Source organism: Pseudovibrio sp. Ad37, assembly GCF_001623075.1.
Lineage (GTDB): Bacteria > Pseudomonadota > Alphaproteobacteria > Rhizobiales > Stappiaceae > Pseudovibrio.
Map to the genome: position 1 here is coordinate 60001 of NZ_LMCF01000026.1, position 16283 is coordinate 76283.

The 16283-nt window shown below is 50.6% G+C and carries 19 protein-coding genes and 2 tRNA genes; 16 read left to right on the plus strand and 5 right to left on the minus strand.

The genetic code is table 11. From position 1 onward, the window contains the following. Nucleotides 1-6 precede the first annotated feature (6 nt). The 7 genes from ccoO (at nt 7) to ccoS (ending at nt 6460) form a co-directional block, all read left to right on the plus strand. Entirely contained in the window at nt 7-762 is a 756-nt protein-coding gene (gene ccoO, locus PsAD37_RS07815; protein WP_063295659.1) for a cytochrome-c oxidase, cbb3-type subunit II, read from the plus strand. Between the two features lie 10 nt (nt 763-772). Next, entirely contained in the window at nt 773-931 is a 159-nt protein-coding gene (locus PsAD37_RS07820; protein WP_057464970.1) for a cbb3-type cytochrome c oxidase subunit 3, read from the plus strand. Further along, a complete protein-coding gene (gene ccoP, locus PsAD37_RS07825) occupies nt 931-1806 on the plus strand; it encodes a cytochrome-c oxidase, cbb3-type subunit III (RefSeq protein ID WP_063295660.1) in 876 nt (291 codons plus the stop codon). The genes PsAD37_RS07820 and ccoP overlap by 1 nt, the downstream gene beginning before the upstream one ends. Before the next feature lie 171 nt (nt 1807-1977). Further along, nucleotides 1978-3378, plus strand: coding sequence for a cytochrome c oxidase accessory protein CcoG (ccoG, locus tag PsAD37_RS07830; RefSeq protein WP_063295745.1), 1401 nt, complete (start codon nt 1978-1980; stop codon nt 3376-3378). A 125-nt stretch (nt 3379-3503) separates the two neighbouring features. Beyond that, the gene (locus tag PsAD37_RS07835) at nt 3504-4031 is read left to right on the plus strand and encodes a FixH family protein (RefSeq protein WP_063295661.1); all 528 of its coding nucleotides are present in this window, start codon (nt 3504-3506) and stop codon (nt 4029-4031) included. Between the two features lie 12 nt (nt 4032-4043). After that, the gene (locus PsAD37_RS07840) at nt 4044-6263 is read left to right on the plus strand and encodes a cation-translocating P-type ATPase (RefSeq protein ID WP_063295662.1); all 2220 of its coding nucleotides are present in this window, start codon (nt 4044-4046) and stop codon (nt 6261-6263) included. Between the two features lie 8 nt (nt 6264-6271). Further along, on the plus strand, nt 6272-6460 hold the full coding sequence (ccoS, locus tag PsAD37_RS07845; protein ID WP_063295663.1) for a cbb3-type cytochrome oxidase assembly protein CcoS: 189 nt from the start codon (nt 6272-6274) through the stop codon (nt 6458-6460). Nucleotides 6461-6617: 157 nt separating this feature from the next. Here the strand turns inward: ccoS and hemA are convergent, their stop codons facing one another. Next, nucleotides 6618-7895: a 5-aminolevulinate synthase gene (gene hemA / locus PsAD37_RS07850; RefSeq protein WP_063295664.1), complete on the minus strand. Its 1278-nt coding sequence runs from the start codon at nt 7893-7895 to the stop codon at nt 6618-6620. A 303-nt stretch (nt 7896-8198) separates the two neighbouring features. Between hemA and PsAD37_RS07855 the strand changes: the two genes are divergently transcribed. Next, nucleotides 8199-8708: a response regulator gene (locus PsAD37_RS07855; protein ID WP_084407687.1), complete on the plus strand. Its 510-nt coding sequence runs from the start codon at nt 8199-8201 to the stop codon at nt 8706-8708. A 78-nt stretch (nt 8709-8786) separates the two neighbouring features. On the opposite strand, the gene PsAD37_RS07860 is transcribed toward PsAD37_RS07855, so the two are convergent. The 3 genes from PsAD37_RS07860 to PsAD37_RS07870 form a co-directional block, all read right to left on the minus strand. Beyond that, entirely contained in the window at nt 8787-8969 is a 183-nt protein-coding gene (locus PsAD37_RS07860) for a hypothetical protein (RefSeq protein ID WP_063295666.1), read from the minus strand. Nucleotides 8970-9496: 527 nt separating this feature from the next. Beyond that, nucleotides 9497-9571 (minus strand) — tRNA-Thr (locus tag PsAD37_RS07865). 32 nt (nt 9572-9603) lie between these two features. Beyond that, nucleotides 9604-9678, minus strand: a tRNA-Thr gene (locus PsAD37_RS07870). Nucleotides 9679-9868: 190 nt separating this feature from the next. Between PsAD37_RS07870 and PsAD37_RS07875 the strand changes: the two genes are divergently transcribed. The 8 genes from PsAD37_RS07875 (at nt 9869) to PsAD37_RS07910 (ending at nt 15832) form a co-directional block, all read left to right on the plus strand. Beyond that, nucleotides 9869-10084, plus strand: a complete 216-nt coding sequence (locus tag PsAD37_RS07875; protein WP_063295667.1) for a hypothetical protein — start codon at nt 9869-9871, stop codon at nt 10082-10084. Nucleotides 10085-10388: 304 nt separating this feature from the next. After that, nucleotides 10389-11678: a UDP-N-acetylglucosamine 1-carboxyvinyltransferase gene (gene murA, locus PsAD37_RS07880; RefSeq protein ID WP_063295668.1), complete on the plus strand. Its 1290-nt coding sequence runs from the start codon at nt 10389-10391 to the stop codon at nt 11676-11678. 206 nt (nt 11679-11884) lie between these two features. After that, nucleotides 11885-12331 (plus strand): DUF2948 family protein, encoded by a 447-nt coding sequence (locus tag PsAD37_RS07885; protein ID WP_057464980.1) that lies wholly within the window; start codon nt 11885-11887, stop codon nt 12329-12331. 126 nt (nt 12332-12457) lie between these two features. Further along, nucleotides 12458-13753: a histidinol dehydrogenase gene (gene hisD / locus PsAD37_RS07890; protein WP_063295669.1), complete on the plus strand. Its 1296-nt coding sequence runs from the start codon at nt 12458-12460 to the stop codon at nt 13751-13753. 31 nt (nt 13754-13784) lie between these two features. After that, nucleotides 13785-14294 (plus strand): UPF0262 family protein, encoded by a 510-nt coding sequence (locus tag PsAD37_RS07895; protein WP_057464982.1) that lies wholly within the window; start codon nt 13785-13787, stop codon nt 14292-14294. A 2-nt stretch (nt 14295-14296) separates the two neighbouring features. Further along, complete coding sequence (locus PsAD37_RS07900; protein WP_208980475.1) at nt 14297-14728, plus strand: low molecular weight phosphatase family protein; 432 nt, start codon at nt 14297-14299, stop codon at nt 14726-14728. 172 nt (nt 14729-14900) lie between these two features. Further along, on the plus strand, nt 14901-15119 hold the full coding sequence (infA, locus tag PsAD37_RS07905) for a translation initiation factor IF-1 (RefSeq protein WP_008549604.1): 219 nt from the start codon (nt 14901-14903) through the stop codon (nt 15117-15119). Nucleotides 15120-15196: 77 nt separating this feature from the next. Further along, nucleotides 15197-15832 (plus strand): Maf family nucleotide pyrophosphatase, encoded by a 636-nt coding sequence (locus tag PsAD37_RS07910; RefSeq protein ID WP_063295670.1) that lies wholly within the window; start codon nt 15197-15199, stop codon nt 15830-15832. A gap of 11 nt (nt 15833-15843) precedes the next feature. Here PsAD37_RS07910 and PsAD37_RS07915 read toward each other — a convergent pair whose 3' ends face one another. Next, nucleotides 15844-16203 carry a hypothetical protein gene (locus PsAD37_RS07915; RefSeq protein WP_063295671.1) on the minus strand — a complete coding sequence of 120 codons (360 nt, stop codon included), beginning with the start codon at nt 16201-16203 and terminating at the stop codon, nt 15844-15846. Nucleotides 16204-16283 lie beyond the last annotated feature (80 nt).

Here is a 16283-nt window from a genome sequence, read left to right on the forward strand (position 1 = left end):
TCACGAATGTCTGCTTGGAAAAAACACCAAATCTTCGAGAAAAACTCGCTGATCCTGATTGTTGGCATCATCATCATGATCTCAATCGGCGGTCTCGTAGAAATCGTGCCTCTCTTCTACTTAAAGAGCACGATCGAAAAAACTGAGGGTATGCGCCCTTATACGCCGCTTGAGCTTGTTGGACGTAACATCTATGTGCGTGAAGGCTGTTATGCATGTCACTCACAGCAGATCCGTCCAATGCGTGACGAACTGCAGCGTTATGGCAACTACTCACTGGCTGCGGAATCTATGTATGATCGCCCATTCCAGTGGGGTTCTAAGCGTACTGGTCCTGACCTCGCTCGTGTGGGTGGTAAGTACTCTGACGAATGGCAGAGAGACCACCTGATTGACCCACGTTCAGTATCTCCGACTTCTGTAATGCCTGGTTACCCATTCCTGATGGATGCCAAGCTCTCTCCGATAAAGATCGAAATCGAAAATAATCTTAAGGTAAATGCGCTTTACGGCGTGCCTTACACTGACGAACAGATTGCAAATGCAAATGCGGACATGATGGCGCAGGCAATGCCGGATAGTGATGCTGCGGAAGGTTTCTTGGAACGTTATCCAGAGGGCAAGTACCGTAATGTCGTAGTTCGGGATTTCGACGGAAATCCAGATGCAATCACGGAGATGGATGCACTTGTAGCTTACCTGCAGATGCTTGGCACGCTCGTAGACTTTAGCCTCTATGACGAAAAAGCCAACTTGCGTTAAGGAGAAGATGATGGACGCGACGTACACCGCTCTCGCACACTTCGCGCAAACTGGTGGCCTGCTCTATTTCATGGCAATCTTTGCAGGTGTAGTTCTTTACGCTTGCTGGCCAAGCAATGGGGAGCGCTTTAACGATGCTTCACAGATCCCGCTTCGGGAGGATGACTAATGGCTGAGCACAAAAAGGAAATCGACCAGGTAACGGGTATCGAAACCACTGGTCACGAATGGGATGGCCTGAAAGAGCTCAATAACCCGCTTCCTAAGTGGTGGCTCTACATGTTCTACGGGTCCATCGTATGGTCTGTAATCTACTGGATCCTCATGCCAAGCTGGCCGCTGGTCAACGGTTATACAAAGGGTCTTCTGGATTACAGCCAGCGTGCAGTAGCAACAGAGAATTTTGATAAAGCGGCTGCAGAACGAGCAGAAATCGGCACGATGCTTCTTGAAGCGTCTCTCGAAGAAATTCGTGATACTCCGGCACTGCTCGAGTTTGCTATGGCTCAGGGTGAAGTGGCATTTGGTGACAACTGTGCACCTTGTCATGGAACTGGTGCGACAGGCTTTGAGGGCTATCCAAACCTTCAGGACGACAGCTGGATCTGGGGTGGCGATTTGGACACCCTGTCAACCACTATCTCTTATGGTGTTCGTGCAGAGCATGACGAAACCCGGTATGCGGAAATGCCTGCATTCGGTCGTGATGAGCTGCTTGAAAAAGAAGAGATTATTCAGGTTGCAAACTATGTCGGTTCTGTAGCTGGTCTGCCAACGCAAGAAGGCGTTGATCTGGAAGCGGGCAAAGTGATCTATGAAGAGAACTGTGCTGCCTGCCATATGGAAAACGCCAAGGGCGACTTGGAAACAGGTTCTCCGAACCTGACAGCACCAACCTATCTCTATGGCAAGTCTGTAGAAGACATCATCGCGCAGGTGAATGCACCACGTCACGGTGTGATGCCTGCATGGATCGACCGTCTGGGTGAGACCACAGTTAAATCACTGGCTGTGTACGTTCACTCTCTCGGTGGCGGTCAATAAGATCTCTGAATATTTTTGAGATGACGACATAAGCGAGGACGCGTAAGTGCCCTCGCTTCACTTGCACAAAGCACATCGCCAACTGAGGAAGACATTATGTCTAGCCAAGTTGAACCCATCGATAAAGAAGAGGACGAAGCCTGGTTCGCGTCAGCGGCTAAAGTTTACCCCATGGAGGTAAAAGGCCGTTTTCGGAAAATCAAATGGGCAATCCTTTTTATTACCCTTGGAATTTATTACTTTACTCCCTTCATTCGTTGGGACAGAGGGCCTTTGCTCTCTGATCAGGCTGTTCTCGTCGATTTTGAGAGAAAAAGAGGTTACTTCTTCTTTCTCGAAATTTGGCCGCAGGAAGTCTACTACCTTGCCGGTTTGCTCATCATTGCATCGGTAGCTCTGTTTTTGATGAACGCGATCGCAGGTCGCCTATGGTGCGGTTATCTTTGCCCGCAGACAGTTTGGACAGACCTGTTCTTTCGCGTAGAAAGCATGATTGAAGGCGATCGCCGCAAACGGATTACGCTGGACAAACAGCCTTGGAATGCAGAAAAAATTCTCAAAAAGGGAACAAAACATTTTCTTTGGCTAATGATTGCCTGGTGGACCGGAGGGGCGTGGGTTCTTTACTTCGCGGATGCACCAACCCTTGTATATGATCTTGCAACAGGGCAAGCTGCATTCTCTGCTTACGTCTGGATTGGAATCCTGACGTTCACCACCTACTCGCTGGCTGGTCACATGCGTGAGCAGGTCTGTGTGTATATGTGTCCTTGGCCACGTATTCAGGCAGCTCTCACTGACGAGCACGCTCTAAACGTAACCTATCGTTATGACCGTGGTGAACCTCGCGGTCACTTGAAAGAGAGCAAAAAACGCATCGCAGATGGCTTGCCTGCGGGTGACTGTATCGACTGTAACCAGTGTTTCTATGCATGTCCGACAGGTGTCGATATTCGTAAAGGCGCGCAGCTCGATTGTATCCAGTGTGGCTTGTGCATCGACGCCTGTGACTCGATCATGACTAAGGTTGGCAAGCCAACGGGTCTGATCGCGTATGACACGGACGACAACATTGAGCGCCGCGAAAGAGGTGAGGCATCAGTTTATCGTCTGATCCGTCCTCGTACTGTTGTATATACAGCAATCATTGCGTTGATTGCGGGTGTGATGTTGTACGCACAGCTCAACCGTTCCATGACGGATCTGTCTGTCGTTCATGACCGGAACCCGCTCTACGTTCAACAAAGTGACGGGTCCTTCAGAAACGGCTACTCGCTTCGCCTGCTGAACAAACACAACAACGAGCAGTCCTTTACGCTGAGTGTTGAGGACATGCCTAAAGGGGCGACCCTTGAAGTTGTGGGCATTCACAAGAATGCGGATGACGTGACAAAGGATACTCAACTGAGTTTGTCGGTAGATGCTGACACGACCCGTTCTGTACGAGCACTCGTGTTCTCTCCAGCTGGTGTCGAAATGCCAAGTTCTCTGCCTATGAGCTTTAAGCTGGTGGACACAGAGACTGGTGAAACAACAGTGATCAGCGACTTCTTCCGGGCACCCGGCAAGTAGGCGTCACAGGCTATAAAAGCACCTAATTCAACTTGCGTGATAAGGGGTACGCCCCTTATCACTTAAACGATCAAAAAGGCGAAGCTCACCCCCCATCTTATGAGCCGCCAAAAAGGAGCTAGGATATGACAATGGCTGTAGACCACAAGTCTCCGCGTAAACCTCGGCAGATTACCGGCCGCACGGTTCTGTTCAGCCTCATTGCGTTCTTCGGCGCTATCGCTGCAATGAATGCTGTTATGGTCTATATCGCAATTGACACCTTCCCAGGACTGGAAGTCGATAGCTCCTATAAGGTAAGCCAGCGATACAACAAAGAAATCGCCAATGCGAATGCTCAAGCCGCTCTTAACTGGAGCGTAAATGCTGCCATTGAACGCAATGGCGACGGTTCTGCTCATGTGCGCGTTTTGGCAAAAGATAAAGCCGGTGCTCCGATCACCGGTGAAATGGTAACCGTTAAACTACATCGCCCAACAATCACAGCAGCTGATCAGGATCTTATCTTGTCTGAGCGCTCCGCGGGTGAATATGTAGCCAATGCATCTGGCATTGGCGCTGGCAACTGGAACGTGGTCGTAGAAATCGCGGATCGAAGCGACAAGACGCTTCCGATTTTCCGTTCCAAAAACAAGATCTTCTTCGCTGAGTAAGGCGGTAATAGCATGTCTGCGCCTGAAAGGGATTGGGCTGCATTCGTAACAAACACCGACGATGGCAAGGCTCATATGGACCTTGCCGTCGACGGTATTACGTGTGCTGCATGTATGTACGAAATTGAGCGCGGCCTCCAGAAGTTGGATGGCGTAGAAAAAGCGCGCGTGAACCTATCATCCCATCGCCTCTCAGTTGACTGGGATGGCGAAAAGACCAACCCATCTCCTATTGTCGATCTTCTCCAAAGGCTGGGCTATAAAGCGTATCCTTTTGATCCTGCGCAGGTGAAGTCGCGTGGCGATGCCGTCGGCAAAGAGATCTTGCGGGCGCTGGCTATTTCTGGCTTTGCAGCAATGAATATCATGCTGCTATCCATCTCAATCTGGTCTGGTAACGCATCGGATATCGATCCAGAGACCCGGTCGTTCTTCCACTGGATTTCTGCACTCATTGCATTGCCGACCGTCGTTTACTCTGGCCGCATTTTCTTCCGCAGTGCCTATATGGCAGTGAAAACAGGTCGTTTGAACATGGACGTGCCGATCACGATCGGTGTGTTGCTCGCAACTGGTCTGTCCATGTGGCAAACTGTTCAGGAAGCCGAACACGCTTATTTTGATAGCGCGGTGATGCTGCTGTTCTTCCTGCTTGTCGGGCGTTATTGCGATCATCTCATGCGCAGAAAAACGCGTTCTTTTGCTGAAAACCTCGCGACTTTGAAAGCTGAGAGCGCTGCAAAGATACAAGAGGACGGCAGTGCACTCGATGTACCTCTGTCAAAGTTATCCGTCGGTGATCGCGTTTTGGTCAGAGCCGGTGAACGCATTTCCGTTGATGGCAAAATCTCGACGGGCATATCAGAAGTCGATCAGAGTTTGGTGACAGGTGAAACCCTCTTGCAGCCCGTTGGGGAAGGGGACCTTGTCTACGCAGGTACGATGAACACCTACGGCGTGTTGGAGATTGAGGTAACAGCTGCAGCCAAAGGCACATTGCTTGATGAAGTGAACCGACTTCTGGAAACGGCCATGGAAGGTCGTTCCAAGTACGTTCATATCGCAGATCGCGCCTCACAGCTTTACGCGCCCGTCGTGCACGCCGCTGCGCTTCTGACGCTCGTGGGCTGGATCATGCTTGGTATGGCATGGCAACCAGCTTTGGTCATCGCGATCTCTGTACTCATCATCACATGTCCTTGTGCTCTGGGACTGGCGATACCCGCAGTTCAAGTTGTTGCAAGTGGTTTGTTCTTTAACGAGAGAGTTCTGCTGAATGCTGGTGATGCGATTGAGCGTCTGGCGACAGTTGATACCATCGTGTTTGACAAAACTGGCACACTGACACTTCCAGAAACCTCACTCTCAGAAAAACATGACCTTTCAGCAGACCAACTGGAGCTGGCTGGTCGTCTTGCTCTGTCCTCGTCACATCCGCTGTCGCAGGCCATAGCAAGAGCAACCGGTGCACAACAAGCGTTGCCGGATGCAAAGGAGAGTGCGGGTAAAGGGGTTGAAGCTATCATAGATGGCGTGCCTGCTAAGCTAGGTTCTCCGGCGTTTTGCGGTGTTTCTGACGAGCAGCTTGATCAGGCGAAAGTACTGCAACCCGATGCTTCCTTTGTGGCCTTCCAATTGGGAGATAAAGCAGCACAGTTGCTGTCTGTTGGCCAATTTATGAGGGAAGGGGCAACTGACACGATCCAGAAGCTCAAAACCGCGGGCTTCACAATTGAAATCCTCAGTGGTGACCATAAAGGCGCCGTAGAACATGCAGCAAGGGTACTTGGCGTTGAAACCTGGCAAGCTGCTATGAAGCCTCAAGACAAGATCGACCATATCGAAGAACTGAAAGCACAAGGCAAGAAGGTTCTGATGGTTGGTGATGGTCTCAATGATGCGCCTTCGCTCGCCGCAGCAAACGTATCCATCTCACCTGTCTCTGCTGTTCACGTCAGTCAGGCAGCAGCAGATGCCGTTTTCCTTGGAGATAGCCTTGCACCCGTCATGAGTGCGTTGACAATCTCGAAGAAAGCGCGCTGGGTGATGAACCAAAATCTCGCCATTTCTGTTGTCTACAATATGATCGCAGTGCCGTTTGCAGTGCTAGGTTTTGTCACACCTCTTGTTGCAGCCTTGGCTATGTCGGGTTCTTCTATTATTGTGACGCTCAATGCTGTACGCCTGAGAATGCTCGCAGGCTCATCTACTCAGCCCAATTCGGAGGCCTGAACAGAACTATGGAAGTCTTAATCTACCTCATTCCGATTGCGTTGTTTCTTGGTGGCGCAGGTTTGGTAGCGTTCTTGTGGTCCTTGCGCTCTGGCCAGTATGATGACATGGAAGGGCCTAAATGGCGCATCCTGGATGATGGTGACTTGCAGGAAAATAGTGCACCTGTAGAAGCTGCGAAACGCAAGGTTTCCTGAGTAGGTATCTGGTCGTTACTAGTTGTATTTAGCGAAAAGCATCACGAAATGAGAGGCTTGTAAGCGATCCGCTTCAAGCCTTTTTCTATGTGCCAATGTAGCTAACAAAAAAGGCCGGCAAATATGCCGGCCTTTTTGCGATGAATTGAAGTGGTTTTTAGCCGCCTGCAAACTGATAAACAGCCTGACCTTGCGCAGCATCCAGATCTTCTTCAGCTGGAGCATCGGTGAATGGCAACTCAAGTGTCTGCCATACATCCACCAGAGCATCGCGCAGATGATCAATCAGAGCATCGTTGTGAACTGGACCCGGAGTGATGCGCAAACGTTCTGTGCCGCGTGGAACTGTTGGATAGTTGATTGGCTGAATGTAAATGCCATGCTTATCCAGCAAAAGGTCGGTTGCCTGCTTACACAGATCAGGATCAGCAACAAGCACTGGAATGATGTGTGTGTCAGAAGGCATCACAGGAAGACCTGCGGCTTTCAGCACGTCCTTGGTACGCTGTGCCTGACGCTGCTGGCCTTCACGCTCTACGCCGGATTCTTTCAGGTGCTTGATGGAAGCTGTTGCAGCTGCCGCAAGTCCTGGAGGAATAGCAGTTGTGAAGATAAAACCGGGAGCATAAGAGCGAACCGCATCGATGATTGTCTGAGAGGCAGTGATGTAACCGCCCATCACACCAAATGCTTTCGCTAGAGTACCTTCAATGATGTCGATGCGATCCATGACATTATCGCGCTCAGCAATACCTGCGCCGCGTGGACCGTACATGCCAACAGCATGCACTTCATCGATGTAGGTCATTGCATTGTACTTGTCGGCAAGGTCACAAATGCGCTCGATCGGTGCGATATCGCCATCCATGGAGTACACGGATTCAAACACGATCAGTTTTGCGCGGTCGTTTCCAGCAGACTTAAGCAGGTCTTCAAGGTGCTCAAGATCATTATGTCGCCATACTTTCTTAGAAGTTCCTGCGCCGCGAACACCCGCAATCATGGAAGCGTGGTTCAGCTGGTCAGACAGGATCAGGCAATCAGGAAGCAATTTTGCAATTGTTGAAATGGACGCTTCGTTGGAAACAAAACCGCTGGAAAAGACGAGGGCACCTTCTTTGCCATGCAAATCAGCAAGTTCTTCTTCAAGCTGTACCAGAGGGTAGTTCGTGCCTGAGATGTTACGCGTGCCGCCTGCGCCTGCTCCCATACGCTGAACGGTTTCCGTCATGGCATCAATAACTTTAGGGTGTTGGCCCATCCCCAGGTAGTCGTTTGAACACCAAATGACGATTTCACGGAGGTTTTGATTTTCTTTACGCCACAGTGCATGTGGGTGACGCCCTGCAATGCGTTCGAGATTAGCAAATACGCGGTACCGTTTTTCATCCTTCAAAGAAGCAATCGCCTCATTGAAGATATTTTGGTAGTCCATTTTTTGCCCCTTATATTGCGGCGGTATTATTCGGCGATACTTTAGAGTTAGCCTAAACTTAGCGATAATCCTTATCCCTGTCGAAGGACACATTGACGCGGTCCATGGAATTGCGGATTTATCAAAGGATTTTTTCACCTAACGCATATCAGCCTATATATATATCGCAGACATAGTCTTTGACATAGAACTATAATTGGGCAGTCTTGCAATTTGTTATGTTCTCTGCCACATCTTGTAACTAATAACTGAATTTCTGTTCTAATTTAATTGGGTTACATCAAGTGACCGGGGCATGACTGCGTGAGTATAGACCTCTCATCCTTATCGTTTCTGGTGGTTGAAGACAGCGCTTATATGCGCACAATCCTGCGTACAATGCTTCAAGGTTTTGGAGCCCGGAAAATCGTCGAAGCGGAAGACGGAGCATCTGGCTTGGAGGCGATGGATCGCGCTAATCCGGATATCCTGATTCTCGACTGGGTTATGCCAATTCTCGATGGAGCAGATATGGTGCGCATGATACGTACCCAGAATAATCCGTACGCTTATATCCCGATTATTATGGTCACGGCCCATACCGAACGCAGCCGCATTATCGAAGCCAGAAAACTGGGCATCCACGAATTGCTGTGTAAGCCGATTTCTGCCAAAGCGCTCTATCAGCGCATTGCATCGATTATTCTTCAGCCAAGAGACTTTGTAAAAACAACAGGTTACTTCGGCCCAGCACCGCGTGAAATCCGCGGACACAAAAAGAACTGGGACGGAAACAGTATCATTGGTGAGGCAAACTCAGCCACGATGGTCTGAGCTTTCTTTTTCGCAATAAGGCAAGCAATACCTCCTCGGAGGCGTCGCGTTGCCCCCAAGGTGGATCACCTGTGACGCCTACAGAGCGGAGAGGGCCTTGATTGCTTGATCCCATTTCTCTGGTGGAAGACTGGATACCAATCGAATGAGTTTAGCGAACTCTGCTTCCTCAAGTTGGTAGCGAAGCATCTGTAACTCTGCTTCGGAAAACTTTCCGTGTGCTGCTGTTGGGACATCTGCGTCGATGACTGCCTGATCCATTTTTACCTCCTGAAACTCCAACAAAATGAATATCAGCGGACACTTGCGCGAGAGCTCATGCAAGTGCGCTTGGGAGGCATACCCTCTTCCCCGATCCGCAAAACGGTTGGTTGGAAAACTACCCCAATACGCCCCCAAGACCACAGAAACGTCGCAGGACTCCCATCACATGTAAACCAACTCCAAGATGAAATTTGGTCGAATTGTGGCACGTTACATCTCAGGCACAGTGCCGCTAAGGCAGGTAGACCTCAGCCCAAGAACGTGGAATTTTATTTCATTGAACTGATATTTACGTGTTCGGGTGAGTTTGTTTGTTTCGCGACCGCTTTGGATTATCGATGGATTACCGTTGATAAGTGCGATTGCTTGCCCTCAGAAAAGTCTGAGCGTTAGAGAGGGCTCACGGCAGAGTTGTAAATTGTTCTAAAATTCAGTGATTTTTTAAAATCAGATTTCACAGAATGCGCAACAATAAGACAGTGCGCATGGCGCAAATCAGTGAAACGATCGATCATAGAGGAAAATGGTGCTGCCGGAGAGATTTGAACTCTCGACCTCTCCCTTACCAAGGGAGTGCTCTACCCCTGAGCTACGGCAGCGTGCCGAAATTTGTGCAGTGCTGTTAGAAGAATGGTGCTGCCGGAGAGATTTGAACTCTCGACCTCTCCCTTACCAAGGGAGTGCTCTACCCCTGAGCTACGGCAGCATCGCATAAATATGAAGCACTTAAGTGCTTCTCGTATCTTCCAAACCAGCGTATTTTGCAACGAGGTAAGTGCTCCGCAGGCAGCGCCCTCGGAACGAGGAGGCTTATGTCATAACCCTTTTAAACCTGCAAGGGGTTTTATTGGCAGTTCTGTGGAAACTGAATAACACAGTGAAATGAGAGCATTGCCATGCACTTGTCGTATATTAGGGCACTTGGCTTCAATCCCGTCCTCGTGTACCTGTTGAGCATGACAGATTCAAAGAAAACCGAAACGACGGGTAGCCAGTCAAAGTCCGTAGCAAAGCCAAAAAACGACCCAAAAGCCGATCGTTTGGCCGAAGCCTTACGCGCCAACCTGCGTCGCAGAAAACAGGCTGCTAAGAAGAACACTGACGATGACTAGAGATTGCTGCATGCGCTTTGCTCAATCGCGAGGGCGTTAAGTAAAAATCTAGCATTTATCGCTAAATTAGAAATATATGGAAATCTCGCCGAAAACTGCAGGTTTTGGGCGGGGTAGGATGTTGCGGTCCTTGTAAGTCCTGTTAATGCGAAATATCAGCAGGATCTATTGGGGAAAACCGTTGGGGAAGAAACTAGGCGGGAGCGCTGCCTTGCTAATGCCACAGCCCTGATGTTAGTGGACACGATCAATTCTTCTTCAAATTTGTGTTTCCCGCCGCGGGCTTTATTGGGGTTATAGAAGTATGGACAAAATTCGTATTGTTGGTGGCAATCAGCTTAATGGTGTTATTCCGATCTCAGGCGCGAAGAATGCTGCACTGCCTTTGATGATCGCGTCACTGCTCTGCGAAGATACGTTGACCCTTGAGAATGTGCCCCGCTTGCGTGATGTCGCACTTCTCACTCAGATTCTTTCCAATCACGGTGTCGATTATTCGGTCGACGGCAAACGGGCAGGTCAGGATACAATGACCGGCCAGACCATTCACCTGAATGCCAGCAACATTGTCGACACAACAGCTCCATATGAGCTGGTGTCCAAAATGCGTGCAAGCTTCTGGGTGATCGGTCCATTGCTCGCACGTATGCATACAGCCCGTGTGTCTCTGCCAGGCGGCTGTGCAATCGGGACGCGTCCGGTTGACTTCTTCATCGACGGTCTGAAAGCACTTGGCGCTGATATCGAGATGGATCGCGGCTATGTTCAGGCAGATGCCAAGGGCGGCCTGAGGGGTGGCCGGGTTGTCTTCCCGAAAATCTCCGTAGGTGCAACACACACAGTCATGATGGCTGCGACACTGGCCAAGGGCGAGAGCGTGATCGAAAACGCCGCTCAGGAACCAGAAGTCACCGATCTCGCAAACTGCCTGATTGGCATGGGTGCAAAGATTGAAGGCGCAGGCACCGACACAATCCATATTCAGGGTGTAGATAGCCTGGGCGCACATCGCCATCCGGTTATTCCTGACCGTATCGAAACCGGGACCTATGCCATGGCAGTGGCAATGACGGGTGGTGAAGTCACTCTGGAAGGCGCACGCGGCGATCTTCTCGAAGGTGCACTGGATGTCCTTCGTCAGACCGGAACAGAAATCACTGAAACCAATATGGGTCTCAAAATTAAGCGCAACGGTGCTGGCATCAGCCCGGTAGACGTTTCCACTGAGCCGTTCCCGGGTTTCCCAACAGATCTGCAGGCGCAGTTCATGGCGCTCATGACCCGCTCCAAAGGTGTGAGCAAGATCACTGAGAACATCTTCGAAAACCGTTTCATGCACGTTCAGGAACTGGCTCGCCTTGGCGCCAAGATCACACTGGACGGGCAGGTGGCTTCTGTTGAGGGCGTTGAAACCCTGCGCGGTGCTCAGGTTATGGCAACAGACCTTCGCGCATCTGTTTCTCTCGTCATCGCTGGTTTGGCGGCGGAAGGTGAAACGACGGTCAGCCGTGTCTATCACCTTGATCGCGGCTTTGAGCGGCTGGAAGAGAAGCTGTCTCGCTGCGGTGCGGTGATCGAGCGTATCTCGGCCTAACGAAACCGAAGCAAATGATTTGAACCCGGTCTGTTTTTCAGTCCGGGTTTTTTCATGGAGATATTCTCAAAGAAACTGGATCAAAGCTTCATGCTTGAAATCTGCTGCGTTCATTCATAGATGTTTTTCTGTAAATTGTTGTAATAGTAAGGATGTCTCGCGCTATATACGGTGCGTGAGGCTAGGGAAATCTGCAAGGGATTAATATGGAACAGGTAAAACCAATGAAGCTGATGGCGCTGGATCAGGAAGATTTGCAGATCATCTCTTCCATGGTGCAGGACAGTGTTCTGAAACTCGCAGATATCAAGTACTTACCTGCTGAGCGCCGCCTGGTGCTGACAATGAATCGATACCTTTGGGAAACAGACGAAAACAACCAGAAACGAAGAATGCGGGCACGGTCCGTTCTTTCTGTGTCGCGGGTGGATGCGGTCAAAGCTCAGAAAATCAACCAGACAAACAAAGACATGGTCCTGTCTTTGCTCTGTGTGCTGTTTGAAGAGACAAATGCACCGGCTGGTCAGTTGAAGCTTGAGTTTTCCGGTGGGGCTGCTATTGCAGCAAATATCGAGTGCATCGAAGCGCAACTGGCAGATCTGGGCTCCGTTTGGGAAACTGAAAGCAGACCTGAACATGATCTAGAAGGCTAGTTGGAAAGCGCGGGATAGTTTCGTAAAATCCCGACACAACCTGAAGGCTTGGACTGCATCTCTAAGAATCTGACATCATCTCGGGAAGAACAGTCCCGGAAATTATAGTAAATTGGGAACGATAACGTGGCGATTAAGCTCTCCTCAAAGTCTGAAGGTTTCGAAGAAGAAATTCGTGCCCTGCTTGGAAGCAAGCGGGAAACTTCAGAGGATGTGGATCATATCGTGCGCGACATTCTGCGGGATGTCGAAATGCGCGGTGATGCAGCTGTGCTCGAATACACCAACAAATTTGACCGTATGTCGGCCAAATCTATGGACGAGCTGAAAGTAACTGAAGCGGAGATAGAGGCAGCTGTTGCTCAAATCCCTGCTGAAACACTGGAAGCCTTGCAGCTTGCCCATGATCGTATTCGTTCCCACCATCAAAAGCAGCTGCCCGAAAGCTACACTTACAAAGATGCCATCGGCGTAGAGCTGGGCGCTATCTGGACTGCAGTGGAAGCTGTTGGTGTGTATGTACCTGGCGGTCTTGCCAGCTATCCGTCCTCTGTGCTCATGAATGTCGTGCCTGCAAAGGTTGCTGGCGTTGAGCGCATCGTGATGGTGGTTCCAAGCCCTGATGACGTACTCAACCCACTCGTGTTGGCAGCAGCTAAGATGTCTGGTGTTTCAGAGATCTACCGCGTAGGCGGGGCTCAGGCTGTTGGGGCGCTGGCATATGGCACAGAAACAATTGCGCCGGTCTCCAAGATTGTTGGTCCGGGCAATGCGTACGTTTCAGCAGCAAAGCGCCGTGTGTTCGGAACTGTCGGCATCGATATGATCGCTGGCCCATCCGAAATCCTCGTCGTGGCTGACAAAGATAACAACCCGGACTGGGTTGCCGTCGATCTGCTCTCTCAGGCAGAGCATGATCCGGTTGCGCAGTCCATTCTCATCACGGACAGCGAAGAACTGGCAGCGGCTGTAGAAGAGGCCGTGGAGCGTCAGCTCACCACGCTGCCACGTGCAGATGTTGCGCGTCAGAGCTGGAATGACTTCGGAGCGATCATCACCGTCGACAATTTGGATGACGCTATGGTGCTCTCCAATCGTTTTGCACCAGAACATCTTGAGCTGTGTGTTGAGGACCCTGATGCACTGCTGCCAAAAATGAGAAATGCTGGCGCAGTTTTTGTTGGACGTTACACACCAGAAGCGATCGGCGATTATGTCGGCGGTTCAAACCATGTGCTGCCGACGGCTCGCTCGGCGCGCTTCTCCTCTGGTCTGTCTACGCTGGAGTTCGTAAAGAGAACTTCGCTTCTGCGCTGTAACCCGGAAAACCTCGCACAGATCGGCCCTGCGGCCGTCACACTGGCAGAAGTGGAAGGTCTGCAGGCGCATGGACGTTCAGTCTCTATTCGCTTAAACCACTAGTTAATTGATCCAGGACGGAAAAGATCGCTTGATGAATAAGGAAGTCCCTGTAAACGAAGAACAGAGACAACAAGGAATAGAACGCCTTTTTGAGGTGGTCCTTGATCCGGATTCTATTGTGCGCGCCGACAAAGACGTCGAGCGGGAGCGAAAAATTGCGATCTTTGATCTGGTAGAGGAAAACATGTTTTCTCCGGTCGGGCCCGATCAGGGCCCGTACCGGTTGGACCTGGCTATGATCAAGCGTAAGCTTGTGCTGGGAGTTCGGGATGAAATGGGCAGCGAAATAGCAACCCACATCCTCTCGCTCACCCCTTTCAGGAAGATCATTAAAGACTACTTCATGATCTGTGAGAGCTACTACGATGCAATTCGAAGTGCCTCACCAAAACAGATTGAAGCAATCGATATGGGGCGTCGTGGACTACACGACGACGGCGCCTGCATATTGGAAGAGCGCCTGAAAGGGAAAATCACCATCGACCATCAAACCGCCCGACGACTGTTTACGCTCATTTGCGCCTTGCAGCACCGGGGGTAAGTATGGCCGAGTTTATGTCACGGCCAAGTTCCATCCTGTTTATCTGCAGAATGAACGCCGTACGCTCTCCGATGGCAGAGGGCTTGACCCAACTGCTCTACCCCAAACAGGTCTATACGCGCTCCTGTGGCGTCTTTGCAGGCGAACGTGATCCGTTTGTCGACTCTGTTATGGATGAGCTTGGGATGGACCTGAGCAATCACCATCCAAAAACATTTGAGGATCTGGCCGAAGACGGGTTCGACCTCATTGTTACGCTTGCTCCGGAGGCCCACCACATGGCATTGGAGCTGACACGCGCACAGCACGTCGATGTTGAGTACTGGCCGACGATTGACCCGACAGTGGCAACAGGAAGCCGTTCACAGATCATGGATGCGTACAGAGCGGTGCGTGATACGCTTAAGAGAAAAATAGAACAACGTATGCAATAAGCTGCTGAAAATACTCTACGCGTGGCCTTTGCATGTGTTTTCCACCCCAAAACAAGGAATAAGCGGTAAAACTCGTCAAACTGCCCTCCAAGAAATGGAGGTAGCCTGTTCACTTTTGGCGAGTTATCCGGTAGGTTCCGCGAAAATTCCATTTAACTAATCAGGAATCCTAATGGCTAAAGAAGAAATGCTGGAGTTTCCAGGCGTCGTCGTCGAACTCCTTCCTAATGCGACTTTTCGTGTGAAACTTGAAAACGATCACGAAATTATCGCTCACACTGCTGGTCGTATGCGTAAAAACCGTATTCGCGTTCTGGCTGGCGATAAAGTGCTCGTGGAAATGACACCATATGACCTGACAAAGGGTCGTATCACCTATCGCTACAAATAAGCGATCCACTGAGCGCGGGTTCTTGATGAGCCTGCCTTAGTTGAGCTCTGGTCTGTAATTCATCGGGGAACTGGCATATGACCAAAGAACTGCCGTTAGTATTGGCCTCCGGGTCACCACGTCGTCTGGCGTTGCTTCAGCAGATTGGTATAGAACCGGAATTCCTCCTGCCTGCAGACATTGATGAGACGCCTGTGCGTGGGGAAAGCCCGCGCGCGCTGGCTCAAAGACTTGCACGCGGCAAAGCAGCCGCTGCACGTGTTCTGATCGACCGGGATGACGAAAAAGCGCATTCCATCATCCTGGGGTCTGACACAGTTGTTGCAGTAGGACGCCGCATCCTGCCAAAGGCCGAGAGTAAGGAGCAGGCCAGCGTCTGCCTTCAACTGCTTTCCGGTCGCATGCACAAGGTTTACACCGGCGTTTGCGTGAATATGCCCGATGGCGTGGTTCGCACAAAACTGGTTGAAACCCGCGTACGTTTCCGTCGTCTGTCTTCTCATGACACAGGAAAGTACCTCGCCTCAGGGGAGTGGCGTGGTAAAGCAGGCGGCTACGCTATTCAGGGCCTTGCTGGCGCGTTTATTGCGCGTGTGATTGGATCTTACCCAAGCGTTGTCGGTTTGCCTCTGCTGGAGACCGCAAGCCTCTTACAGTCAGCTGGCTATCCAACTCAAAAAACATGGGACGAAGACGCTGTACCTGCTGCATAGGCAGGAGAAGGCTAACGCGCAAACCCACCCACAGTTTGTACATATCGTGGTGACAAGCTCGCAAGAGCATTGCGCAGCTCCTGAGTTGGTTTGCCATAAACTGTCATGCCTGTTGGGTGCAATGTGTCCATAAACTGCTTGGAATAGGTGTTGGAGAACCACGTCAGGTGCAACATTGCTGAGTTGCTGTCCTTGAAGCTCGTAAAAATCTCGCAGGATTGCCCGTCTTCGCTCAGGTACCAGACATAAGCTGTGGTATCACCCTGCATTTGCTGGACTGCTTTCACCATCTCCACCATCAGTCCTTCAAAGACTTTCGGTTCTGCGGTGGCCAGGTGCGTTGTCAGAATCCAAGAAACTTCATTGTTCATTATACGCTTCCCCGGTGTTCGCGAGATACTTTCAAATCCATACAGAACTCAGAGTGTATCCCTGAAACGTGGTTCTGGTG